This is a genomic window from Agathobaculum sp. TL06, from assembly GCF_054658635.1.
The window spans coordinates 36,354-58,433 of record NZ_BAAGGY010000016.1 but is presented as its reverse complement, the minus strand read 5'-3'; the positions used below and the strand labels follow the sequence as shown (position 1 = coordinate 58,433).

At 61.6% G+C, this 22,080-nt stretch carries 22 protein-coding genes; 6 read left to right on the top strand and 16 right to left on the bottom strand.

Annotation, left to right across the window (positions count from 1 at the left end):
* Positions 1-29 precede the first annotated feature (29 nt).
* The 3 genes from dctP to ACYQ3S_RS10855 all read right to left on the bottom strand — a co-directional run bounded on the left by dctP (position 30) and on the right by ACYQ3S_RS10855 (position 3,151).
* Positions 30-1,094 (bottom strand): TRAP transporter substrate-binding protein DctP, encoded by a 1,065-nt coding sequence (dctP, locus tag ACYQ3S_RS10865; protein WP_459689090.1) that lies wholly within the window; start codon positions 1,092-1,094, stop codon positions 30-32.
* 124 nt (positions 1,095-1,218) lie between these two features.
* Entirely contained in the window at positions 1,219-2,004 is a 786-nt protein-coding gene (locus ACYQ3S_RS10860) for an aspartate/glutamate racemase family protein (RefSeq protein WP_459689088.1), read from the bottom strand.
* 37 nt (positions 2,005-2,041) lie between these two features.
* Positions 2,042-3,151: an NAD/NADP-dependent octopine/nopaline dehydrogenase family protein gene (locus ACYQ3S_RS10855; RefSeq protein ID WP_054327949.1), complete on the bottom strand. Its 1,110-nt coding sequence runs from the start codon at positions 3,149-3,151 to the stop codon at positions 2,042-2,044.
* A 536-nt stretch (positions 3,152-3,687) separates the two neighbouring features.
* On the opposite strand from ACYQ3S_RS10855, the gene ACYQ3S_RS10850 reads away from it, so the two are divergent.
* Entirely contained in the window at positions 3,688-5,223 is a 1,536-nt protein-coding gene (locus tag ACYQ3S_RS10850; RefSeq protein ID WP_459689119.1) for a recombinase family protein, read from the top strand.
* Between the two features lie 99 nt (positions 5,224-5,322).
* On the opposite strand, the gene ACYQ3S_RS10845 is transcribed toward ACYQ3S_RS10850, so the two are convergent.
* The 6 genes from ACYQ3S_RS10845 to ACYQ3S_RS10820 form a co-directional block, all read right to left on the bottom strand.
* Positions 5,323-5,913 carry a nucleotidyltransferase family protein gene (locus ACYQ3S_RS10845; RefSeq protein WP_459689086.1) on the bottom strand — a complete coding sequence of 197 codons (591 nt, stop codon included), beginning with the start codon at positions 5,911-5,913 and terminating at the stop codon, positions 5,323-5,325.
* Positions 5,910-8,210 carry a xanthine dehydrogenase family protein molybdopterin-binding subunit gene (locus ACYQ3S_RS10840; RefSeq protein ID WP_459689085.1) on the bottom strand — a complete coding sequence of 767 codons (2,301 nt, stop codon included), beginning with the start codon at positions 8,208-8,210 and terminating at the stop codon, positions 5,910-5,912. Before ACYQ3S_RS10840 ends, ACYQ3S_RS10845 begins: the two co-directional genes overlap by 4 nt.
* The gene (locus tag ACYQ3S_RS10835; RefSeq protein ID WP_459689084.1) at positions 8,207-8,671 is read right to left on the bottom strand and encodes a (2Fe-2S)-binding protein; all 465 of its coding nucleotides are present in this window, start codon (positions 8,669-8,671) and stop codon (positions 8,207-8,209) included. Before ACYQ3S_RS10835 ends, ACYQ3S_RS10840 begins: the two co-directional genes overlap by 4 nt.
* 3 nt (positions 8,672-8,674) lie before the next feature.
* Entirely contained in the window at positions 8,675-9,469 is a 795-nt protein-coding gene (locus ACYQ3S_RS10830; protein WP_459689083.1) for an FAD binding domain-containing protein, read from the bottom strand.
* 177 nt (positions 9,470-9,646) lie between these two features.
* On the bottom strand, positions 9,647-11,065 hold the full coding sequence (locus ACYQ3S_RS10825; protein WP_459689081.1) for a uracil-xanthine permease family protein: 1,419 nt from the start codon (positions 11,063-11,065) through the stop codon (positions 9,647-9,649).
* A 257-nt stretch (positions 11,066-11,322) separates the two neighbouring features.
* The gene (locus ACYQ3S_RS10820; RefSeq protein WP_459689080.1) at positions 11,323-11,901 is read right to left on the bottom strand and encodes a xanthine phosphoribosyltransferase; all 579 of its coding nucleotides are present in this window, start codon (positions 11,899-11,901) and stop codon (positions 11,323-11,325) included.
* 148 nt (positions 11,902-12,049) lie between these two features.
* Here ACYQ3S_RS10820 and ACYQ3S_RS10815 point away from each other — a divergent pair, with 148 nt between their 5' ends.
* The 4 genes from ACYQ3S_RS10815 to ACYQ3S_RS10800 are packed head-to-tail and all read left to right on the top strand — an operon-like array spanning position 12,050 to position 14,921.
* Positions 12,050-12,463 carry an asparagine synthase-related protein gene (locus tag ACYQ3S_RS10815; protein WP_459689079.1) on the top strand — a complete coding sequence of 138 codons (414 nt, stop codon included), beginning with the start codon at positions 12,050-12,052 and terminating at the stop codon, positions 12,461-12,463.
* Positions 12,464-12,504: 41 nt separating this feature from the next.
* Positions 12,505-12,936 (top strand): hypothetical protein, encoded by a 432-nt coding sequence (locus ACYQ3S_RS10810; RefSeq protein WP_459689077.1) that lies wholly within the window; start codon positions 12,505-12,507, stop codon positions 12,934-12,936.
* 6 nt (positions 12,937-12,942) lie between these two features.
* Entirely contained in the window at positions 12,943-14,373 is a 1,431-nt protein-coding gene (locus ACYQ3S_RS10805) for a peptidoglycan-binding domain-containing protein (RefSeq protein WP_459689076.1), read from the top strand.
* A complete protein-coding gene (locus ACYQ3S_RS10800) occupies positions 14,373-14,921 on the top strand; it encodes a peptidoglycan-binding domain-containing protein (RefSeq protein ID WP_459689074.1) in 549 nt (182 codons plus the stop codon). Before ACYQ3S_RS10805 ends, ACYQ3S_RS10800 begins: the two co-directional genes overlap by 1 nt.
* A gap of 61 nt (positions 14,922-14,982) precedes the next feature.
* Here ACYQ3S_RS10800 and ACYQ3S_RS10795 read toward each other — a convergent pair whose 3' ends face one another.
* The 4 genes from ACYQ3S_RS10795 to ACYQ3S_RS10780 all read right to left on the bottom strand — a co-directional run bounded on the left by ACYQ3S_RS10795 (position 14,983) and on the right by ACYQ3S_RS10780 (position 19,582).
* Positions 14,983-16,143: a peptidylprolyl isomerase gene (locus tag ACYQ3S_RS10795; RefSeq protein WP_459689072.1), complete on the bottom strand. Its 1,161-nt coding sequence runs from the start codon at positions 16,141-16,143 to the stop codon at positions 14,983-14,985.
* A gap of 91 nt (positions 16,144-16,234) precedes the next feature.
* Positions 16,235-17,701 carry a hypothetical protein gene (locus tag ACYQ3S_RS10790; protein ID WP_459689070.1) on the bottom strand — a complete coding sequence of 489 codons (1,467 nt, stop codon included), beginning with the start codon at positions 17,699-17,701 and terminating at the stop codon, positions 16,235-16,237.
* Positions 17,698-18,225, bottom strand: a complete 528-nt coding sequence (locus ACYQ3S_RS10785; protein WP_459689069.1) for an RNA polymerase sigma factor — start codon at positions 18,223-18,225, stop codon at positions 17,698-17,700. The genes ACYQ3S_RS10790 and ACYQ3S_RS10785 overlap by 4 nt, the downstream gene beginning before the upstream one ends.
* A 154-nt stretch (positions 18,226-18,379) precedes the next feature.
* Positions 18,380-19,582, bottom strand: a complete 1,203-nt coding sequence (locus tag ACYQ3S_RS10780) for a nucleotide sugar dehydrogenase (RefSeq protein ID WP_459689068.1) — start codon at positions 19,580-19,582, stop codon at positions 18,380-18,382.
* Between the two features lie 144 nt (positions 19,583-19,726).
* On the opposite strand from ACYQ3S_RS10780, the gene epsC reads away from it, so the two are divergent.
* Complete coding sequence (gene epsC / locus ACYQ3S_RS10775) at positions 19,727-20,395, top strand: serine O-acetyltransferase EpsC (protein ID WP_459689067.1); 669 nt, start codon at positions 19,727-19,729, stop codon at positions 20,393-20,395.
* A 41-nt stretch (positions 20,396-20,436) separates the two neighbouring features.
* Here epsC and ACYQ3S_RS10770 read toward each other — a convergent pair whose 3' ends face one another.
* From ACYQ3S_RS10770 to ACYQ3S_RS10760, 3 genes are all read right to left on the bottom strand, one after another.
* A complete protein-coding gene (locus ACYQ3S_RS10770; RefSeq protein WP_054327966.1) occupies positions 20,437-20,601 on the bottom strand; it encodes a ribbon-helix-helix domain-containing protein in 165 nt (54 codons plus the stop codon).
* A 164-nt stretch (positions 20,602-20,765) separates the two neighbouring features.
* Positions 20,766-21,170 carry a Mini-ribonuclease 3 gene (locus ACYQ3S_RS10765; RefSeq protein ID WP_459689065.1) on the bottom strand — a complete coding sequence of 135 codons (405 nt, stop codon included), beginning with the start codon at positions 21,168-21,170 and terminating at the stop codon, positions 20,766-20,768.
* Positions 21,170-22,078, bottom strand: a complete 909-nt coding sequence (locus ACYQ3S_RS10760; protein WP_459689063.1) for an RnfABCDGE type electron transport complex subunit B — start codon at positions 22,076-22,078, stop codon at positions 21,170-21,172. The genes ACYQ3S_RS10765 and ACYQ3S_RS10760 overlap by 1 nt, the downstream gene beginning before the upstream one ends.
* Between the last annotated feature and the right edge of the window lie 2 nt (positions 22,079-22,080).

Below are 22,080 nucleotides of genomic sequence, written 5' to 3'. Positions count from 1 at the left end.
CCACTGCACGATTCCTCCTTCCGGATATGCTATGCAGCCTCCCGCAGGCCGTTTGCCATCAGGGAGCTGAACGTTTCCGCATCCAGCGTGCCTTCATAGTTCGGCCATACATTGCTGCGGAAATACTCGCGCATCGTCTCATACTCCTGCTCGGTCGGACGATAAACCTCGATGCCCATGGCTTCCATGTCCGTCATGGCCTGTTCGTCCAGCTCTTCCATCTGATCCGCAAAAACGTTGCTCGATTCTGCAAAGGTATCCTTGATGATCGTCTGATACTCTGCAGGCATACCGTCAAACAGTTCCTTGTTCATGATGCAAACAATCTGCTCAAAGATATAGCGCGCATCGCAAAAATAATCGAGCACGTCGCGGAAGCTGAGGTAATTTACATACGCGCCGCCGCCGACCCAGCCGTCGCATACGCCGGTCTGGAGCGAGGAGTACAGCTCGCTGTAATTGATGGTTACCGTGTTATAACCCATGCCTTCTGCCGTCCACAAATAGCCGTCTGTCGAGGGGCAGCGGATCAACTCGGATTTTTTGACCGTCGGATCCATCGCGTTTGCGATCGACTTTGCAGCGCCTACGCCCTGCGCGCCCGCGATATAAATGCCCAGCGTCTCAATGTTCAGATTTCTCTGGTGCTCCAGAATCGTCTGGAAGAAGTACGAATCCGGATCCACAAAGATTTCTTTCGCTTCCTCATACGAGCTGGCCAGATACGGAATGGTCAGCATCTCCAGCGTGGAATCATAGGTTGTGATCATCGTGTTGACCGTCATGTCGATGGTGCCTTTCATGATCTCCTCGTAAACCGAGGTATAATCGCCCAGCTGGTCAGAGGGGTATATCTGAATCTTGACGTTCCCGCCGGTCTCCTCTTCGATTTTGTCGCAGGCGGCCTGCACCGCAATAGTCATCTCATGGTCTGTCGGATACAGCGTGGCCAAACGCAGCTCATACGTCTGCTCGCCGTCCGCGTTTGTCGTGCCGCCGTTGTCGGAGTTGCCGCATCCGCCCAGCGCCAGCGTGGATGCGCCCATAGCGCCCAGCAGGACCAGACTGATAATTCTCTTTCTCAGATGTTTCATTGATGATCGCTCCCTTTCTCTCCAATTTCTTTGTTTCGGACTGTATGCCCATCTCCCCGTGAAATCCTAAGCATCTGTGCCGCGCGCATTGCGGCGGCACAGATGCCTGCGTTCGGTCCGGCTTTCAAAGGAAGCCGTAATAGGGGGTCTGCGTTACCGTGGACTTAACGTATTTGATCAGCGTGATCGCATCGTATACCGGCAGGTTCAGCTCTGCCTGCAGGCGGTGCGCGTAAGGCGGCATATCCGTGCATTCCAGCAGAATCGCGCCGATATCCGGATTCTCCTCGATCATGCGGTGCGCGATGCCGGAAAGCTCATCCCCCACCTTGTCGTAATCCAGGCCACCCTTGCCGGTCAGGATATTGGGGAACTCCTCCTCGTCCTGCGCGCCGTATACCACGCAGCGCTTCTGCATTTCTTCGCTGATGCTGCATGCCTCAAACAGCGATTTGGTCAGCGTGTTTTTGTTTGCAGTCATAATGCCGACCTTCTGATCGGATTTCAGGCCGACCAGCACCCACGGCACCTGCACCATGGAGGACAGGTAGCAGGGTACGTCCAGCTGGTCCGCGACCAGCTTCTGATAATGGCCGAAGAAGCCGCAGTTCGCGCAGATCGCACGGCACCCATCCATTTCCAGCTGCTTGGCGGCAGCCACGATATTATCCACCAGCGACATATCGCCCGCCAGGATGTTATCGATGCCCGAGCCTTTCACCTCGATGAATTTTACCGGAAAGTCGTAGGTATAGGCATTGGATACGTTGCCGGGAAAGAACGGAAGATGCGCCCACAACTGAAGAATACCGATCGGGAAGCCGTTCATCAGCTGACCTTCCGTTGTATCGTATCTTCTGTTGGGTGTATTGGGACCCATATAGCCCCAATTTCGAATGATCTTGCTCATGGCGATTCCCCTTTCTTCGCTGTCAGATGTTTTTTATTTACTTCTTGCCGGTGCGCACATAGGCGAGCAGGGTATCCTTGTCCATGCCCTCGATGCCCAGCTCGTCCAGGCCGCAGCCTTCGGCGCGCCAGTCGCGCTCATGTACGATATTGATGATGTCGATGAAGCCGTTGGTCAGAGGCATCGGAACGCCCACCACCTCGGCGATCGCCGCCCACGGAACCAGTCCGAACGGGATATCCTCGGTCAGATAGCGGCTGCTGAGGTCGTTCGGGCCGCAGATCGGCGTCAGGCCGATCGAGCCATGTCCCTCCTTATACAGATCCTGCCAGGTCCATTCATAGTCGTCCGGACGGCCGGCGAAATCCTCCATCGGGCGGAGGTTGTAGCCCAGCACGTTGCCCAGCGCCTTGCGTTCCTTATCCATCGCGATGTTCAGGCGGCACGCGGAGGGCGTCCAGCCGTGCTCGTACAGGAAGAAATTGACCTGCGGGCTTTCAATGCGGGAGATGTTGAACAGCACCGGTCCGGCGTGCCAATCGGGGTTGACGATCGCAAGGCCGCACTCCAGGCAGTCATGGTAGATTTTCTCAAACGGGAACAGGTCCTCGCGCATCTCGTCAATCAGCTCCGGCCCCTTATCCGCGGGCAGGAACGCAATATTGATCGGGTTGCGGCCGAATACGTTGACCTCACCCGAGCCCGGGGCGGTCAGACGGGAGTCATACGGCAGGTTGTTCGCATCCGCGAAGATCGGGCAGTCCGGATCGTCGCCGAATATGTTTTTCATGACCAGCGCGGAGAACGCGCCCGGATAGGTGACGACAATCTGATCCTTATGCAGATGGCCCTTGAGCAGCTTGGCGTAGCCCAGGTGGGTGAACGCCGGCGCTACCAGGCAGATATACCGGCAGCCTTCCACTGCCTCGGCGATATCGTCAGTGACCATGTTCAGCTCGACCGGTCCCTGCAGCTCCTTGATATTGCCTTTCAGTCGGATGGTCTTGGTTTCGAAAACCTTTTTCATGTTGCCCTTGAACTGGGGCATTTCGTACAGATTGACCGTATGCCCTTTCAGCGCAAACTCTGCCGCCATCGTGTGCGCGCCGTTGCCGCCGCCCAGAACTGCAATCTTTTTCGGTGTCATAACCCATTCATCCTTTCAGCATTTTGATAGAATCAACAAATATCGCCTGTGGTTTGTATTTCGATATTAGCATAGTCCACAAAATACTACATCCTACGATATGGATTAAATTTTTTTATCAAACGGGTCGTTTCTGCATCATACCATACGACAATATGGATGAAACAAACAAATTTCTTCCCCTGCGCCTTATGCACTTTTATGCTGCTTTTCTATTTTTCCGGCGCCGCCGCCAACACCGCCGCGTCCGGTTCTCTCCGCCCCCATTCAGGCATACGATAAAAGCAGGGCGCGCACACCCTGCCCTGTGTCCCTGTCTTTCTCCCGTGGTTCCCCGCCATTTCGCGAAAGGAGGCCTCCCCCATGACAACAACGGTCAGCATCGAGCCCTGCGGCCCGCCGGTGACGCCGGGCGAATTCAAGGCGCAGCTCTGCCGGATCCGGCAGGGCTTCGCGCGCCCGCTTCCGGCAAAACCGGCATAACGGTCATCCCCGCCTCGTAAAACGCACAGAAAGGAGAACGCCGTACGGTCGCCATCTATACCCGACAGTCCGTGGAACGCGCGGACAGCATATCGGTCGAGCAGCAGGCGCAGCTCTGCCGCGGCGCGCTCACCACACGCGAGCTGCAGTCCTGCCGGGTGTACACGGACAAGGGCTTTTCCGGCAAAACCATCAACCGGCCCGCGCTCCAGCGGCTGCTTCACGACGCGGAAAACGGCCTGGTTGACAAGATCCTGGTCTACCGTCTGGACCGCATCAGCCGTTCGGTCCATGACTTTACCGGCCTGTGCGCCCGGCTGTCGGCGCGCGGCGTTCACTTCCAATCGGTCGCCGAGGGCCTTACGCTCGACGACTCCCCCTCCGGCACAGTCATGGCGCAGATCATGATGGTATTCGCGCAGTTCGAACGCGAAACCATCCAGCGCCGCGTCACGGACAACTATTTTGCCCGTGCGAAAGCCGGCATGTATCTGGGCGGCCGGCCGCCGTTCGGCTTCAGCAAGGGGGAAACCACGGTAGGCGGCAAACGGACCGCCTGCTATGTGGCCGATCCCGTGCAGTCCGCGCTGATGGCCGCGCTCTATGCGCGTTACCTGCAGGATGGGGAAACGCTGGGCTCGCTGGTGCGCTGGCTGAACGCGGGTGGGTACCGCACCGCGCGCGGCGGGAGCTGGTCGACGCTGCCGCTGGGGCGCCTGCTGCGCAGCCCCGCCTTCGTGCGGGCGGACGCCGCGGTTTACCGCTACCTGCAGGGCAAGGGCGCCACAATGAACGATCCCATTGACGCCTATGACCAGCGGCACGGCTGCTACTGCTATGCGCCGCAGACGCCGCACCCGTCCGGCCGCCGCCTGTCCGACCTGTCCGGCAGCTTTATCACCCTCGCGCCGCACGAGGGGATCGTGGACGCCGCGTGCTGGCTGGAAGCGCAGCGCAAGCTCGACCGCAACCGGACGCTGGGCAGCAGCGGCGCGGGAACGCACAGCTGGCTGTCCGGCCTGATGAAGTGTAAAAAATGCGGCTACGCGATCACCGTGGTCAACAAGCCCGCCGGCATGCGCGGCCACTATATCAACTGCGGCGGGCATAAGCGCGGGAACGCGGTCTGCCCGGGCCGCGGCACGGTCGTGACGCTGGAGCAGATTGAAGAGGCGGTCCAGACGCGCCTGCTCGATTTCCTGCGCAGCTACCGTGCGGTGGCCCCTCAAACGCAGCGCCGTCCCGACGCCCGCCTCAACCGGCTTGCGGCCGCCATCGCCCGGCAGGAGGACGAGATCGGCCAGCTCACGCGAAACCTTGCGCACGTTCGCGAGGCCGACGTCATACATATCGTTTCCGCGCAGATTCACGAGGCCAACCGCGCCCTGTCCGAGCTGAAGCGCCAGCGCGACGCCCTGCTCTACACCCATCCGCCGGACGATCTGGAGCCGTTTTTCCAGGCCATCCTGACCGAGTGGCCGGATTACACCATTCCGGAAAAAAAGAAGATTGCGCAGGCGGCCATCCGGCGGGTCGTTGTCGGCGACGATACCGTCGAGATCGTGTTCCGCTTGCCCTATGGCGCCTGAGTGAAAAAGAACGGACGAAGGCCGTTAGGCCTCCGTCCGTTCTGGCGGCTCGGTCCGGCATTCCCCGCAGCAGCGGCCGGCCGCTTTTCCGCAGCGCTTTCATGCCCTGGTTTGCTTTCCCGGCAAAGGGAGCTGGCTCTTTGTGTCAACATCATACAATTCGCGCGCGCTGTCCGCAGGGACGAGCACGCAGTCCGGCCGCCGGAGCAGCGCGCGGCCGCCCTCGTCGCCCGCGAGCGCGTACAGGCCGGACACAAGCGCCGCGGCGAACAGCGCGGGGTTGCCCAGCCGTCCGTCGCAGCACACGCGCGCACAGGGTACGCCCGGTCGAGCCGCATCCAGCAGGCGCGCCATGGTGGAAGCGGTCAGGTACGGCTGATCGGCCACGACAAAGGCGACAAAGTCGCCCGCCCGCAGCGCGAGGGCGTCCAGTCCCGCGCGGATGGTGCAGGACAGGCCCTTTTCACTGTCCGGACTGTACACAGCACGCACGCCCAGCGCCCGCGCGCCGTCCAGCACCGCGCCGTACCGCGAGACCACGGCCAGCGTACAGTCATCCCGCGTTTTGGCAAGCGAGACGAGCATGTCCAGCCCGTGACGGTAGAGCGGCCTGCCGTCCAATGGATACAGCAGCTTGTTTTCCCCAAAGCGGCGGCCGCTCCCACCCGCAAGATACAGGATATGCGTCATGCCTGCCCGTGCCGGATGCCCCGCAGCACCTTTTCCGGCGTGATGGGCAGCTCGCGGTGCCACACGCCGGTGGCGTTGTAGATCGCGTGCGCGATTGCGGGCGAGGGCGTGTTGATGACGATCTCACCGATCGACTTGGCGCCGAACGGACCGGTCGGCTCGTAGCTGGATTCAAACTCCACGCGCAGCCTGCCCATGTCCAGACGGGTGGGGAGCTTGTACTGCATCAGCGAATTTTCCATGATGCGGCCGGTCGGCTCGTAGGTCACGTCCTCGAAAAGCGCCATGCCGATGCCCTGCACGATGCCGCCCTCGGTCTGCACCCGCGCGAGGCTGGGGTTGACCGGCGTGCCGCAGTCCACGACCGCGGTGTAATCTAAAACGTCCACCTGGCCGGTTTCGGTGTCCAGCTCGATCTCAACCATGCCCACCATGAACGGCGGGGGCGAGACCGGCGAGGAGTGCGAGGCCGTGGCCTCGACCGCCGTGCCGTTGCCGCACATGGACTTGGTCGCGATGTCGAACAGCGAAACCTCGCCCGTGCCGTCCAGCTTACGCACCGTGCGGCCCGCGAATTCCAGCTCGTCCGCCGCGCAACCCAGCAGGTCCGCCGCGACCGCGCAGATGTTCTCCTTGAGCTGGCTGCACGCCTTTTCGACCGCCTTACCGGTGACGTAGGTGGTCGAGGACGCATACGAGCCCGAGTCGTAGGGCGACGCGTCCGAGTCCGCGCCGAACACCGCGATATCATCCACCGAGCAGTCCAGGCACTCGGCCGCCATCTGGGCGAGGATGGTGTCGCAGCCCGTACCCATGTCCGCCGCGCCGATCATCAGGTTATAGAAGCCCTCGTCGCTCAGCTTGAGGGTCGCGGAACCCACGTCCACGCCCGAGATGCCCGAGCCCTGCATGGCCATGGCCACGCCCGCCGTGCGCACCTTACCGTTCCCCATGTCGCGCACGGGGTATTTTTCGTCCCAGCCGAACAGCGTCTTGCAGCGCGCCATGCAGCGGTCGAGCGCGCAGGCGTTCGCCGGCTCGTTGTAGTACGCGGCCATGACCTGTCCCTCGCGCACCATGTTCTTTTCGCGGATGGCGACCGGATCCATCCCCAGCCGCGCCGCCAGCTCGCTGACCGCGCTCTCGACCGCGAAGATGCCCTGCGTCGCGCCGTAGCCGCGGTACGCGCCCGCGGCCTGCACGTTGGTATACACCACGTCATAGGCGAAGCGGAACGCCTCAAGGTTGCCTGTGTACAGCGGGATGGATTTATGGCCGGACAGGCCGACCGTGGTCGGGCCGTGCTCGCCGAACGCGCCCGTGTTGGACAGGGTGTACACGTCGATCGCGCGGATCACGCCGTCCTTATTGGCGCCCACGCGCACATGCACTTCCATCTCGTGACGCGGCGATCCGGCAATCTGGCACTCCTCGCGGGAATAGATCATCTTGGCGGGCCTGCCGGTCTTCCAGGTGACAAGCGCGGGATAGACCTCGGCCACCACGGTCTGCTTTGCGCCGAAGCCGCCGCCGATGCGCGGCTTCTCGACGTGGATTTTGCTCTTGGGGATGTCCAGGGCGTTGGCGATGATGCGCCGCACATGGAACACGATCTGCGTGGAGGACACAATATGCAGGCGGCCGTAGTGGTCGATCTCAGTGTAGGTGCGGAAGGTCTCCATCATGGCCTGCTGGCAGGCCTTGGTGTGGTAAACACGGTCCACGACCTCGTCGCAGCCGGCCAGCACCGCGTCCACGTCCCCGTCGCCGCAGGCGTCGCTCGCGCACAGGTTGCGCCGGTTGTCCGCCCCGACCGGACAGAGCGAGCGCCAGTTTTCCTCCGGATGCACAAGAATTGCGTTATCCTTGGCCGCGCGGAAGTCGAGCAGCGGCTCAAGCACCTGATACTTCACTTTGATAAGCCCCAGCGCCTTATCCACCGCTTTTTCGGTTTCGCCCGCGACAACCGCCACCGCATCGCCCACGAAGCGCACGCGCCGGTCGAGGATCAGCCGGTCGTAGGGCGATGGCTCGGGGAAGGTCTGCCCCGCCATGGTAAAGCGTTTTTGCGGCACGTCCTTGTAGGTGAAAATGCACGCGATGCCCGGCACCTTGCGCGCAATGTCCGTGTTGATCTCCTCGATCAGCGCGTGGGCATGCGGCGAGCGCAGCACCTTGACCACCAGGCAGTCATGCGGGGTCACGTCGTCCACATAGGCGGGCTTACCGAGCAGGAGCTGCATGGCGTCCTTTTTGCGCACGGGCTGATTCACCACGCGGAAGCTGTTCTCACTCATGCCCGCGCCTCCTTCCGGTTGTCCAGATACGCGCGGATGCCGCGCAGCTGTCCCTCATACCCCGAGCAGCGGCACAGGTTGCCCGCAAGATAGGCGCGGATCTCGTCGTCGGTCGGGTCGGGGTTCTCGCGCAGCAGCGCGATGGTGTTCATCACAAAGCCCGGGTTGCAGAAGCCGCACTGCTCCGCACCCTGGTCGGCGATAAAGCCGACAAAGTCCGCAGCCTCCTCCTGCAGACCCTCAAGGGTCTGCACATGGCGCCCCGCCGCGCGCGCGGCGAGCACGCTGCACGACAGTACAGGCGTGCCGTCCAGCAGCACGGTGCAAAGGCCGCAGTTGGCGGTCTCGCACCCGCGCTTGACCGAATAGCAGCCGTGGTCGCGCACCAGGTCGAGCAGCAGGGTGTCCGCGTCGATGGACGCGGTCAGCGGCCTGCCGTTAAGCGTCAGTTTGATCTCCATACCTTATCCCTCCTTACTGAGCGCGAGCGCCGCGCGGCGCACCAGCACCTCGCAGACCGCGCGGCGGTAATCCGCTCCCGCGCGCAGGTTGCCGCCCAGCACCGCGCGGGCGGCGATATCGGCCGCAAACGCGCGCACGCTGTCCTCTGTGATACCCTGCGCAAGCACGCCCTTCTCGTCCACAAACGCCACGGCGGGCATGGGGCGCGCGCCGACGGCGCAGGTATACCGGCCGTCCCGCTCGCTGAGCGCCACGGCCAGCACGGGGAAGTCGGTCGAGATATTGCGCTGGGACAGATAAACCGTCCGCCGCGGCGCTTTGGGAAGGGTGACGTGCGTCAAAATATCCCGCGTGGTGCGCGGCAGCGCGGCGAAGTCCGCAAGCGGCATTTCGCCCGCGTGATGCAGCGTGACCGCCGCGTCCAGCGCGAGAAACAGCGTCAGTACGTCCGAAAAACCGAACCGTCCCCACAGGCTGCCGCCCACGGTGGCGCAGTTGCGGAACTGCACACCCACGATATGGCGCAGCGCCTCGGCCATCGCGCCCTGCGTCAGCGTGGCCAGGCCCGCGTGCGTCTCGAGCGCGCGCAGCGGGACCATCGCGCCGATGCGGTATCCCGTTTCCGTCTCTTCGATCCGGTCCAGCCCAAGCCCGCACAGGTCAATCGCCGTCCCAACACTCCTGTGCTGCATCTTGAGCCAGAGCATACCGCCCAGCACTACGCTGCTTTTTTTCTGACAAAGCGCGTACGCTTCGTCCAGGCTCTCCGGCCTGACATATTGCCCGATCGTCAACAAAGCTGTTCCCTCCGTATGGTCTGATGTGCTTATCATAGCATGTGCGCGCGCAAAAAACAATTTGCCGCGCGCTTTTTCGTTATCCTTTGTCAATAACAACGTCTCCCTGACGCACAAACGGCTTCCGGCGCGCCTGTGCGCCGGAAGCCGGTATCCTCTGTGCCTGCGGGAAAAAACTTATGCGTTTTCCTCTTTTTTCTCCTGGGGCAGCAGTACGTTCAGCAAAATCGCCACGAACGCCGCGGGTACGATGCCCGATCCTCCGAAAATGAGCTGCACCGCCTGCGGCAGCCCAGCCAGGACCGCGGCATTCGCGCCCAGGCCGTAGCCCAGGCCGAGCGCGACCGAAACAATGGTCATATTGCGCGCGGTCAGCGGCTCGCGGGTGATGAGCTGGATGCCGCTCATCACGATGGACGAAAACATCATGACCGCCGCGCCGCCGAGCACGCTCTGCGGCATGATCGACACCAGCGCCGCCAGCTTGGGCAGCAGGCCGCACAGGATGAGGAACACCGCGCCGCACGCGAGCGCGAACCGGTTGACGATCTTGGTCATCGTAACCAGGCCCACGTTCTGGCTGAACGAGGTATTCGGCAGCACGCCGAACACCGCCGCGAACGAGGAGCCGAGTCCGTCGCACACGATGCCGCCGGAAAGCTCCTTATCGGTCGCCTCGCGGCCCATGCCGCCCTCCATCACGCCGGAAATATCGCCCACGGTCTCTACCGCGGTGACGATGAACATAATCATCACCGGCGCGATCGCACGCACGTCGAATACGACCGGCACCGGCATGATCTCAGGCACCGCGAACCAGCTTGCCTGGGCAACCTTGTCCCAGTTGAGCACCCACGCCTTGGTGTACTCCACGCCCTCGGCCGTTACCCCTGTCGTGGACAGGAACAGCGGCAGCACCGCGCAGATCACATAGCCGACGATAATGCCGATCAGGATGCAGGAATAGCTCAGCATGCCCTTGGAACAGTGCTTGAGCACCAGGATGACCACCAGCACGGCCAGCGCCACCAGCAGGTTTTCCACCGAGCCGTAGTCCTGCGCCGAGCTGCCGCCGCCGAACGAAGCCACGCCCACGCTGATCAGCGACAGGCCGATGGACAGCACGACCGTACCCGTGACGACCGCGGGGAAAAACCGGCGCAGCGGCTTGAGGAAAAAGCCCAGCACGCCTTCAAACAATCCGCCGATGATGGACGCGCCCATCATCGCGCCATAGGCGAGGATGCCGCCGCCCATCACCTGCGCCACGCTCTGAAACACGCCGATAAAGCCCGAGCTGGTACCCATGATGATCGGCACCTTGCCGCCCACCGGCCCGATCGAGAAAAGCTGCACCAGCGTGACAATGCCCGCCACCAGCATTGCGTTCTGCAGCAGCGACACCTGGATCGCCGCGAACTGCTCCGCGTCGCTCATCGCGGCGCACGCGCTGGTGATGATCAGGATGGGGGTCAGGTTGCCGACGAACATCGCCAGCACATGCTGCAGCCCCAGCGGAATCGCCTGCCCCAGCGGGATTTTGGCCGTGAAGTTATACGGCCCGAAAAAGGATTGCTCCTTCTTTTCGTTTTCCATATTGTCCTCCCTGTTTTGAATTTGTGAAATGATACCCTCATTATAACAAATATCCCCGCTTTGTCCCACTCAGTTTGACAAATTTTTGTCTAAATCCCGCATTTTCTACATTTGGTTCAAGTCCGTCCGCCCAAAATCCGGCTGCGTTGTCCTTTTTTGCCATATCCCGCCTGTATTTCGGTGCGCCTTACCGGAACGCAGCAAAAAACCGGCTGAAACCAGCCGGTTTTTTTCATGCGGTCCCCGCAGCGCACCGCTCAGTCGCGGAACTGCACGGTCTGGGTTGCCGCATCCATCCCGTCCACGATGGCGAGCGATTCCACGCGCATCCCCTTTTCCCGCAGCAGCTTCCCGCCGCACTGGAAGCCCTTTTCGATCACGATGCCGATGCCGGCCACGCGCGCGTGCGCGGCCTCGACAATCTGGCACAGGCCCATGGCCGCGCAGCCGTTGGCCAGGAAATCGTCGATAATCAGGATGTTTTCCCCGGGCCGCAGGAAGCGGCTGGCGACAATAACCTCATACCGGCGCTTGTGGGTAAACGATTCGACCGGCGCGGACAGCATGGTCCCGTCCAGGTTGATCGACTGCGCTTTTTTGGCGAACACAACGGGGACGCCGAAATACTGCGCCGCGATCGCCGCAATGCCGATGCCGGAGGCCTCGATCGTCAGGATCTTATCGATCCGCTCGTCCGCGAACCGGCGCTTGAACTCCCTGCCGATCTCGTTAAACAGACCGATATCCATTTGATGGTTGAGGAAATTGTCCACCTTGAGCACATTCCCCTCTTTGATCACACCGTCTTTTCTGATCCGTTCTTTCAAAAGTTCCATGGTCGCGTTCTTCCTTGTCCGTACTGAAGTATCTTTGTTATAAAGCATACCATTTTTCCGTCCGGCTGTATAGCTTTTTTTCGACCTTTTTTTCCAGAGTCCCCCGTATCCTCCCGCAACGCTGCGCGACCGCAAGGACCGCATGAGCATGTATTCCGGCCTGGAGGTGCGCGTGCCGTTCTGCGACCACCGTATCGTGGAATATGCTTATAATATGCCGTGGGCGTTCAAGGCGCTGGATGGGCGGGAAAAGGGCGTTGTGCGCAAGGCCTTTGAGTCCATGCTGCCGGAGGAGATCGTCTGGCGCAAGAAAAGCCCGTATCCCAAGACCTTTCATCCGGTCTATACCCGCCTGTGCGCCGACTATGTGCGCCGCATTTTCGCGGACAGCGAATCCATCGCTTCCGCCCTGTTCGATCACGCCGCGGTGGAGGCGCTGATGGAGCGGCCGGAAAGCCTTGCCGAGCCGTGGTACGGCCAGCTTATGCGCACGCCGCAGATCTTCGCCTATATCGTGCAGCTCGACCGGTGGTTCAAGCAGTATAAGGTCCGTCTGGCCTGACCACCGGCACATCCATCCAATCATACAGGAGGTCGCTATCTATGCCCGATCCCGCTACCAGCTCGGCCGTGCTGCGTGTTGTCGTAACGACCGCGCTAGGCGCGCTCCCCCTCGCGGGCGCTTCCGTGACTGTATCCACCGCAGCCGACCAACCCGGTGAACGGACGCTGCTTTACAGCGTCCGCACCGATCAGAACGGCATGACGCCGCCCATGGAGCTGTCCACCCCGCCGCTGTCCAACTCCATGACACCGGACAGTGGCACGCCGTTTTCCCTCTATACCGTAGAAGTTGCCAAGGAGGGCTATACGCCGCTTACCGCTCTGCATATCCCCATGTTTCCCGGCATTCCAGCCGTGCTGCCGGTCGCGCTGACCCCGCTGGAGGAAAACCAGCCGTCCAGCCAGACCGATCTGACCGCCACCGGCGACCCACAGGTGCTATACCATTCCGAAACGGGCGGAGAGGAGTGAACGAAATTGCCCGAACAATCCCCCGTCGTCATTCCGGAGACGATCACCGTGCATCTTGGCGCGCCCTCGGCCAGCGCGCAGAACATCACCGTCCCCTTTGCCGACTATATCAAAAACGTGGCCTCGTCCGAAATCTACCCCACCTGGCCGGAGGAGGCGATCCGCGCCAACATCTACGCGCAGATATCCTATGCCCTCAACCGCGTGTTTACCGAATGGTACCGCGCGCAGGGCTATGATTTCGACATCACAAATTCCACGCGCTACGATCAGTCCTTCGTCCCCGGGCGCGATATCTTCGAGAACATCTCCACCATTGTGGACGATATGTTCAACAACTACCTGACGCGCGGCGAGGCGATCGAGCCGCTGTTCGCCCAGTACTGCAACGGCACGACCACGACCTGCCCGGGCGGGCTGAGCCAGTGGGGTACGGTCCCGCTCGCCGAGCAGGGCATGAGCGCGGAGGAAATCGTGCGCTCCTTCTACGGGGACGACATCAACTTTGTGCGCAACGCGCCCATCGCCCCCAACCTCGGCGGCTCCTGGCCGGGCGTCACGTTCCGGCTGGGCGATGTGTCCGAGGAGGTCCGCATCATCCAGAACCGGCTCAACCGCATCTCGACCAACTATCCCAACATCCCCAAGATCTATCCCGTGGATGGGATTTTTGACGCGGACACCGAGCGCGCCGTGCGCGCATTCCAGCGGCAGTTCAACCTCGCGGTGGACGGGATCGTCGGCAAGTCCACCTGGTACCGCATCGCCTTCGTATATAACAATGTCAAGCGGCTGAGCGAGCTGGACAGCGAGGGCCTGCGGCTGGAGGACGTCTCGCGTCAGTTCCCGACCGAGCTGCGCGAGGGCGCGACCGGCCCGGGTGTGCAGCTTCTGCAATATTTTCTGGCTGTAGTGGGCGAATATTACGACCAGCTCCCCCGCTGGCAGCCCAATCAGCTCGACGGGGTCTTCGGCCCCCAGACGCGCGAGGCCGTTACCGCCTATCAGCGCATGATGGGCCTGCCGGAGACCGGCGCTGTGGACCGCACGACCTGGAACGAGCTGCTCTCCACCTACCAGTCCATTCTGGCGGCCCGCCCCGAGCAGGAATGGCTGCAGGAGCTTGCCGGCCTGCCCGAAATCTTCCTGGTGGAAGGCATGCGCGGAGAAGAGGTGCGTCGGGCGCAGCAGGTGATTAATATTATCGCGCGCGCCTATCCGGAGGTGCCGACCGTCGGCGTTGACGGTATTTTCGGCCCCGCGACGCGCGACGCGGTCTCGGTCGTGCAGGCGCTGGTCGGCCTGCCCGCCACCGGCGCCATCGGCCCGCTGACCTGGGAGTATATGGCGCAGCTCGCCGGCGATGTGCTCGCGGGCAGCCAAACCAGCGAGGGGCAGTACCCCGGCTATCCGGTAGGAGAGGAGGCGAGCGCCTGATGTACAGCGAAGCACAGCGCCGCGCGCATATTTTTGACCTGCAGACCTTTCTGCGCCGCATCCAGCGCGATCAGGAGTACGTTCAGCCGTTGGCGCCGGACGGCATCTTCGGTCCGGAAACCGCGGCGGCGGTGCGCGATTTCCAGCGCCGCCACAGCCTGCCTGTTACCGGCACGGCCGACTATGAAACATGGACTGCGATCTACCAGGCCTATCTGCTCCTGCTGCTGGGCGACACGCTGCCCGCCGCGGTTTCTTTCTTCCCCGCCGGTTCCGGCGCGCAGCTTACCATCGGGGATAAAGGCCCGTCCGTGCTTGTGCTGCAGCTCCTGCTTTCCTCGGCGGTGCCGCATTTTTCCTCCGTGATCCCCGTTCCGCTCACCGGCGAGTACGACCGCGCGACAGCGGACGCCGTCCGCCTGGCCCAGGGGGTGTTCCTGCTGCCGCAGAACGGCGTGACCGACCGCGCCACCTGGGAGGCGCTCGCCCTGTTCCACAACAGCTTTTTCGGCCGCACGCCGCTTCCCTGGCTGCTTGCGGAGCCCTGACGCCCGTTTTCCGCAGCAAAAAAGGACGCTCCCGCCGGAGCGTCCTTTTTGATTTTTCCGCTTATTCCGCAGCCGCGTCATCGGAAGCCGCGTCGTCCGCCGCCGCTTCATCCGAAGCTGCGCTGTCGTCCGAGTCCGAGCCGTTCAGGATCTCCGCGACCCCTGCCGGCGCGTAATCGTATACGTTCTTATAGTTGATCTCGTCGTACACGTCGGTGGTTTCGACCTCTGCTTCGGTCATCCACTGGCTGAGGAGCGCGTCCATCGTCCGGCCCATCTGCGTGGCCAGGTCAGCCTGGTAATTGATGAACTGGTTTTCATAATCGAGCGCCGTGCGCTGGATGATATGATAGCCGTAATCGCTCTTAACAAGGTCGGAAACCTCGCCCTCCGCCAGCGCCTTGGCGCCCTCGTAGAACGGGGTGACCATTTCGCCCTCGGTGAAGATATACCCGTCCGGATTGCCTTCCAGGCCGCCGTCCTCGCTGTATTCGTTCATCAGGGCGTCAAAGTCCTCGCCCGCATTGATGCGGTCCAGGATGGACTGCGCCAGCGCCCTGGCCTCCTCGTCCGTGCGCAGCGTCTCGCCCGTCGAGGGATCGACGGTCAGGATCAGGATATGCTTGGCCGAGATGTAGTTGTCGCGGAAGTGCTCCATCAGCTCCTCGTCCGTCGGTTTGTCGATCCCGTCCGAGCCGTAATAATACTCGTTGAGCGCGGAGTAGCACTGCGTGATATACAGGAAATTCATATAGGTCTGGTCGTTGAAGCCGAGCTGCGCGATCTTCTGCAGGTAGCCGTCGTAGCCGCCGGCCTGGTCGATGGTGTCCTTGCGCAGGGTGGACAGCTCCTTCTGGTTGCTGTAGGACAGCTCCAGACCGGCCTTTTCAAACTGCTCCAGCACCACGCGCGAGTAGACCGCCTGGTCCTTGGCAAAGCCCGGCATCATCACGCCCAGCATCTCGGCCGAGCTGTCGTCGCTCCACAGGCCCATCATGCCGTACTGTGAATACATGTTTTCATAGTACTTCATGTTATAGATCATGTAGGTTGCGAATTCCTCCGCCCTGACCTCATCGCCGTTGACCGTCATCACGACAGGCGAATCCTCCCCCATCGGCTGATAGGAGACCGATACCTTGGAGCCCTGCCAGTAGGTGATGCCCAGTACGATTGCCAGCAAAACGACCAGCGCGGCAATACGCTGTACCCATTTGTTCATATTCCGACTCTCCTTGTATTGCAAAAAACTAAACAGACTTTTGTTATTATAGCACTGTTTTCCGTTCTATACAAGGAAAAACACAAAAACGTCACAAAGCGCCGTCGTTTTTCTCCCGCTCGCGGTATTCCCGTGTCGCGTAATTGGTATAGCTGTTCTGCAGATTTTTTCCTGTCCACCCCTGCGTCAACTCTTCCGGCGCGCGGTACGGAAGGCTGACCGGCTGCCGGCGGTGGCAGTAAATCAGGTTCGCGCCGCCGAACACGCAGCTGTCTTCCAGCTCGATGATATACAGCGTATAGCCGCGCTGCGCCTGCGCGCCGAACGGATAGCTGACCGTGCCGGTGATGCGCGGCGCGGTCTGTACGCCGAAAAACCAATCGGTCGTGGTCACCATTTCGCTTTTTAGGTCGGGCATCGCGGCCGTATAGCTCTGCCCGCCCTTTTCATAGAGCAGGACGCCGCCAACCAGCTCCGCCGGCTCATCCTGCCACAGCAGCGCCAACGCATCGCCCCACCAGGCCGCGCCCCGCTGCCATGCAAAGTGGTTGAGCACCGCCATGCGGTTGCCCGGCAGCTCGATATACACGGCGCTGACATCCATCCATTCTGCGCTCTCGGAATAGCCCTCCGGATAATTCTCCGGCATGTTGCTGACACGGCCCTCGCCCGGGTCAAAAAGCATCTGTTCCTGAACGCTTTCCACATAGAGCGCATCCTCCAGCACGGCCACATGCTCGTCGGACAGGTCGGCCGCCACGTCCTCCGGCATGCCGAGCGCCGTCAGCGCCTGCCGCTCCGCCGCCATCTCAGTCGCGGGCCGCGGCTGCGCGTCCAGCCGGGGATGGTTGACCCACAGGCTGCCGCCCACCACCAGCGCCGCGCACAGCGCGACATAGCACCAGCCGAACCGCTTGCCGCTCACCTGCACCGGCGCAGCGGTCAGGCAGTAGCCCGCATCGCCCAGCCCGTCGCTGATGCGGAACATGGCTCTGACAATCACGACAAACGCAACGAGCATCGGAATCCCCGCCAGCCAGCTGTGCGACAGCGGCGACAGCGCCAGCGCAACGCACACAAGCTGCCAGACAACCGCCGAGCGGAGCGGGTCGCCCTCGGGTACGACGCCCGCCTGCGCGTACACGCGCCGGAGGCCCGCCCGCAGCGCGCAAAGCTGTACAATCCCCGCCGCCGTATGCACAAGGCCAAGGGCGGCGGCGCACTCTCCCTCCGGCAGGTACGGCGTGACCAAAAGGCCAAGATATACCGCCTGCCAGACCAGCTCCGCAAGGGCCAGCGCCCAGGCCGCACGGAACCCCGCGCCGCACCGCCGCAGCGACCGGAAGCCCAGGTAGGACAGCAGCACGCCGATCATGGGCATCAGGTATTGCAGGTACAGGAATTCCAGTCCAATGTGCGTAAGGATCACGCCCCAGACGATATAGCGGATGGGGGTGTCCCAGGGATTGACCTCCCCGACCGCGCTCTCGCGCGGCAGGGCTTCCCTAAGCTCCTGTTCCAGATAACGGTCAAATTCTTCCTGTTCCCGTCCGGTCATAGCGCGTCACCTCCCATCAGCCTGCGCAGCCGGCCGCGCAGGCGGTACAGCCGCCCCTCGACCGCCCGCTCGGTCAAGCCCAGCTCGGCGGCGATTTGCGCGGTGGACTGCAGGTAATAATACTTGCGGTAAAACAGCAGCCTTTCGTTGTTGCTCAGCGCATCCACCGCGCGCCGGAGCTGCGCGGCGCGTTCCCGACGCAGCACTTCCTCCTCCGGCGAGGGGGACGCGCCCGTCCGCTCCTCCAACGCCTCCTCCGGCGCGCGCCGCCGCCGGAGGCAATCCACCGCCGTGTTACGGGCCACCGCGGTCACCCAGGCCGCAAGGCTGCCCCGATCGCTCCGGAACGTGCCGAACCGGTCCCAAACGCGCAGGTAAATGTCGCTGACGCATTCCTCCACATCCTGTGCGTCCCGCAGGACGCCGCGCACGATGTACCGCACCATATTGCCGTACTGCTTCTGCAGCAGGGCGATGCCCTCCTGGTCGCCCGCGGACAGCAGCTCGATGATCCTGTCATCCATACCGCCGCCCCCTTTCCCTATCTGTCTTTACTCTATCTTACGGAAATTTCCCGCCGAACCCACGCCCTGTTTCCAATTTGTAAACCGCGCGCGGGGCCGTCCGCGGGATGAAAAAACGGCACAGCGTTCCGCTGTGCCGTTTTCCGTTGTTTGTTTATTCCATCAAGCCGACACAGTCGTAATACGGCTTTTCAGCAATCAACTTTTTGTTATCTTTAAACAAAGTATGTCCCAATGTAATCACCAAATAGTCCGCTTTCTGCAAAACCTCCGCAAAGGGTACATTCGGGATGCCCTGCACCTCGCCGTCTTTTGCAAACGGCTCGCAGGCGATCACGTTCACTCCCTTTTCCTGCAGAATATGGCACAGCTCGATCGAGGGGGACTCGCGCAGGTCGTCCACATCCGGCTTATAGCTCAGGCCGAGCACACCGACCGTATCCGTCACCTTGGCGAGCGAGGATACCACCTTGCCCGCGACAAAATGCGGCTTGTTCTCGTTGCGCTCGCGCGCGGCGAGGATAACCTTGGCCTCGGCCGGAAACTGTTCATAGATGAACCACGGGTCTACCGCGATGCAGTGGCCGCCCACGCCCACGCCCGGCGTCAGGATATTGACGCGCGGATGGCAGTTGGCCAGCTTGATCAGCTCAAACACATCGATTCCCATTTTGTCGCAAATGACCGACAGCTCGTTGGCATAAGCGATATTGACATCGCGGAAGGTATTTTCGGTCAGCTTGCACATTTCGGCGGTCAGGTCGTCGGTCTTGTGGACGACCCCCTTTTCCAGCACCTTCTCATAGATGGCCGCCGCCATCTCGGCGGCTTCCGGTGTGCGCGCGCCGACGATACGGTCGTTGTTCTTCAGCTCGTACATCATATTGCCGGGGATGACGCGCTCCGGACAGTGCGCGACGTGCAGCCGGTCCATATCGATGCCGGATTCCTCGCCCAGCACACGCGCAAGCATCTCGGTTGTGTGCGGCGGCACGGTGGATTCCAGAATGACCAGATTGGACGGTTCGATCACCTTGCCCGCCATACGGCCCGCGGCCTCCACGAATTTCAGGTCAGCCTTGTGGCTGCCGGTTTCGTCCTGGTAGAACGGGGTCGGCACGGCGATATAGAACACATCCGATCGGGTCAGCTCGGAGGAGAAATGCAGATGCCCGTGGGCGACCGCCTTCTCGAACGCTTCCTGCAGGCCCGGCTCCACAATATGGATATGGCCGCCCTTGAGCGTCTCGATCGTTTTTTCGTTCACGTCAAAGCCGCAGACCTCAAACCCTGCCTCGGCCAGCGTGATCGCGGTCGGCAGGCCGATGTAGCCCAGCCCCATGACAGTAATTTTCATAATTTTCGTACCTCATTCAGCAAAATCTTCTTACATTATACCACTTTTTTCGCGGAATTCAACGTAGTGTTTGAATTTTTGCCCAAATGCCGCTATAATGAATACTGTAGCGATTTCATACCCAAACGATAGGATGTATGCTTTATGATTTTTCAGGGCCTGCTGGACGATGCGCGCTCGATCCGCGACCGCGATCCCGCCGCACGCACAACGCTGGAGGTCTTTTTGCTGTACCAGGGCTTCCACGCGCTGATCTACCACCGCCAGGCGCACTGGCTGTATCAGCACAAGCACTTTTTCCTTGCGCGGGCGCTTTCCCAGTTTGCCCGCCATATGACCGGCATCGAGATCCACCCGGGCGCGACCATCGGCCGCCGCCTGTTCATCGACCACGGCATGGGCATCGTCATTGGCGAAACCGCCGAGATCGGAGACGACTGCACGATTTACCACGGGGTCACGCTCGGCGGCACCGGCCATGACACCGGCAAGCGCCACCCGACCATCGGCAACAACGTGCTGATCGCGACCGGCGCCAAGGTGCTCGGCCCGTTCACCGTGGGCGATAACAGCCGCATCGGCGCCAACGCGGTGGTGCTGCAGGAGGTGCCGCCCAATTCCACGGTCGTGGGCGTCAAGGCGCGCGTGGTCAAGATTGACGGGCAGCGCGTTTCCTCCCCGTCCTACGATCTCGACCAGGTCAACCTGCCCGATCCGCTCGCGCAGGAGCTTTGCCGCCTGCAAAGCCGCGTATACGCCAACGAGCAGCGGCTCAAGCGCGAGGAGCAGCGTGAACGCGAGGCGGACGAATAACACCGATAAAACAGGCAGGGAGCTGCGGCTCCCTGCCTGTTTTATTCTCCGGACGGCTTCTTTTTGTCCAACGCATGCAGATATTTTCGTAAGATCACGTTGATGTACTGGGAAAACGGGCGGGCATCTTCATCAGCCAATTCACGCAGGCGGGCAACGATATCGCTGTCCAGTGTGATCGTTACTCGTTCCTTTAACGGCCTCATTTCACTCACCTCTTCCAAGTCAGCATATCACCCAATTATATATAATACGCTTTTATCTTATAAAATCATATAAAATATGATGCATCTTTTTGCGCCACAGCGGCCGCATAAAAAATGCCTGTCAAGCGTTGAAAACGCCCCGTACTTTTGTACGGGGCGCTTTGTCACTGAAAACCCTCCGCGATCACGCCGAACAGCTCGTTGATACGGCCGTACCGCTGTTTGAGGTACAGCCAGCCGAACAGCGCTTCAAGCGCGGTCGCCTGCGCATATTCCGCAACGGACGAGGAGCGCGGCACACTCTTGGGCTTTGCGTTGCGGCCGTGACGGTACACGTCCTGTTCCTCTCCGTCAAGCAGGGGGAGGATACGCTGCACCGCCTCCGCCTGTGCGGAAGCGCGCACCAGCGCGACCGTATGGCTATGCAGGTTGCGCGCGGTCTGCATGCCGCCGTACGCCAGCCAGGTGCGCACCATGACCTCATAAACGGCATCGCCCACATGGGCGAGCGCGAGGCTCGACATGCGGGCGATAGCAGCGTCATCCAGCTTGGGATGCAGATAATCCATTACGGTTCCTCGGTCGCCTTTTCAGCGGCAGCGGCCTTTGCAGCCTCGGCCTTCGCCTTGGCAGCGGCAGCCTGCTTGGCCTGCATCTCCTTGAACTTGGCCTTCTCCTCTTCGGTCGGGACAGGCTCGATGCAGCCCTTCGGGCAGGCCTTGGCGCACATCTTGCAGTTCTTGCACTTGTCGTAATCGATCTTGGCAACGCCGTCGATCACATGGATGGCGTCAAACTTGCAGGTCTTTTCACACATCTTGCAGCCGATGCAGCCATTGGAGCAGACCTTCATGACCTCCGGCCCCTTATCCTTGTTCACGCAGTTGACGTGGACCTTCTTGGATTCCGGAATCAGGTCGATCAGCTTCTTCGGGCAGGCCGCGACGCACTTGCCGCAGGCCACGCACTTTTCGGTATCAACCTTGGCAACGCCGTCCACCACATGAATGGCGTCGAACGCGCACGCCTTGACGCACGAGCCGAGGCCCATGCAGCCGTACGCACAAGCCTTGGGGCCGCCCGCGACGCGCATCGCCGCGGTGCAGTCCTGCAGGCCCTCATACTTGGTCTTATCGACCGCGTTGCAGCCGCCGTTGCAGTAAACGTGCGCCACCTTGCGCTCGCCCGCTTCAACCGCTACGCCCATAACCTCGGCGATTTTGGCGGCAGCCGCCGCGCCGCCGACCGGACAGCCGTTGACCGGCGCGGTGCCTTCCACGATCGCGGCCGCCAGGCCGTCACAGCCCGGGTAGCCGCAGCCGCCGCAGTTTGCGCCCGGCAGGCACTCGCGAACCAGCGGTACGCGCTCATCCACCTCGACGGCGAACACCTTGGCCGCCACACCGAGCAGGATCGCGAACACGATGCCCATGATAAACAGGACAGCGACCGCGTAAACAATATTCATGGTATCCATTT

Bases quoted from the DNA above. Each gene is read 5' to 3' on its own strand.
- dctP (WP_459689090.1), bottom strand. From the start codon at position 1,094: ATGAAACATCTGAGAAAGAGAATTATCAGTCTGGTCCTGCTGGGCGCT.
- ACYQ3S_RS10825 (WP_459689081.1), bottom strand. From the start codon at position 11,065: ATGGAAAACGAAAAGAAGGAGCAATCCTTTTTCGGGCCGTATAACTTC.
- ACYQ3S_RS10855 (WP_054327949.1), bottom strand. From the start codon at position 3,151: ATGACACCGAAAAAGATTGCAGTTCTGGGCGGCGGCAACGGCGCGCAC.
- ACYQ3S_RS10835 (WP_459689084.1), bottom strand. From the start codon at position 8,671: ATGGAGATCAAACTGACGCTTAACGGCAGGCCGCTGACCGCGTCCATC.
- ACYQ3S_RS10800 (WP_459689074.1), top strand. From the start codon at position 14,373: ATGTACAGCGAAGCACAGCGCCGCGCGCATATTTTTGACCTGCAGACC.
- ACYQ3S_RS10845 (WP_459689086.1), bottom strand. From the start codon at position 5,913: ATGACGCATATCCTGTATCTTGCGGGTGGGAGCGGCCGCCGCTTTGGG.
- ACYQ3S_RS10760 (WP_459689063.1), bottom strand. From the start codon at position 22,078: ATGGATACCATGAATATTGTTTACGCGGTCGCTGTCCTGTTTATCATG.
- ACYQ3S_RS10770 (WP_054327966.1), bottom strand. From the start codon at position 20,601: ATGAGGCCGTTAAAGGAACGAGTAACGATCACACTGGACAGCGATATC.
- ACYQ3S_RS10780 (WP_459689068.1), bottom strand. From the start codon at position 19,582: ATGAAAATTACTGTCATGGGGCTGGGCTACATCGGCCTGCCGACCGCG.
- ACYQ3S_RS10790 (WP_459689070.1), bottom strand. From the start codon at position 17,701: ATGACCGGACGGGAACAGGAAGAATTTGACCGTTATCTGGAACAGGAG.
- ACYQ3S_RS10815 (WP_459689079.1), top strand. From the start codon at position 12,050: ATGTATTCCGGCCTGGAGGTGCGCGTGCCGTTCTGCGACCACCGTATC.
- ACYQ3S_RS10810 (WP_459689077.1), top strand. From the start codon at position 12,505: ATGCCCGATCCCGCTACCAGCTCGGCCGTGCTGCGTGTTGTCGTAACG.
- ACYQ3S_RS10820 (WP_459689080.1), bottom strand. From the start codon at position 11,901: ATGGAACTTTTGAAAGAACGGATCAGAAAAGACGGTGTGATCAAAGAG.
- ACYQ3S_RS10785 (WP_459689069.1), bottom strand. From the start codon at position 18,225: ATGGATGACAGGATCATCGAGCTGCTGTCCGCGGGCGACCAGGAGGGC.
- epsC (WP_459689067.1), top strand. From the start codon at position 19,727: ATGATTTTTCAGGGCCTGCTGGACGATGCGCGCTCGATCCGCGACCGC.
- ACYQ3S_RS10860 (WP_459689088.1), bottom strand. From the start codon at position 2,004: ATGAGCAAGATCATTCGAAATTGGGGCTATATGGGTCCCAATACACCC.
- ACYQ3S_RS10765 (WP_459689065.1), bottom strand. From the start codon at position 21,170: ATGGATTATCTGCATCCCAAGCTGGATGACGCTGCTATCGCCCGCATG.
- ACYQ3S_RS10840 (WP_459689085.1), bottom strand. From the start codon at position 8,210: ATGAGTGAGAACAGCTTCCGCGTGGTGAATCAGCCCGTGCGCAAAAAG.
- ACYQ3S_RS10795 (WP_459689072.1), bottom strand. From the start codon at position 16,143: ATGAACAAATGGGTACAGCGTATTGCCGCGCTGGTCGTTTTGCTGGCA.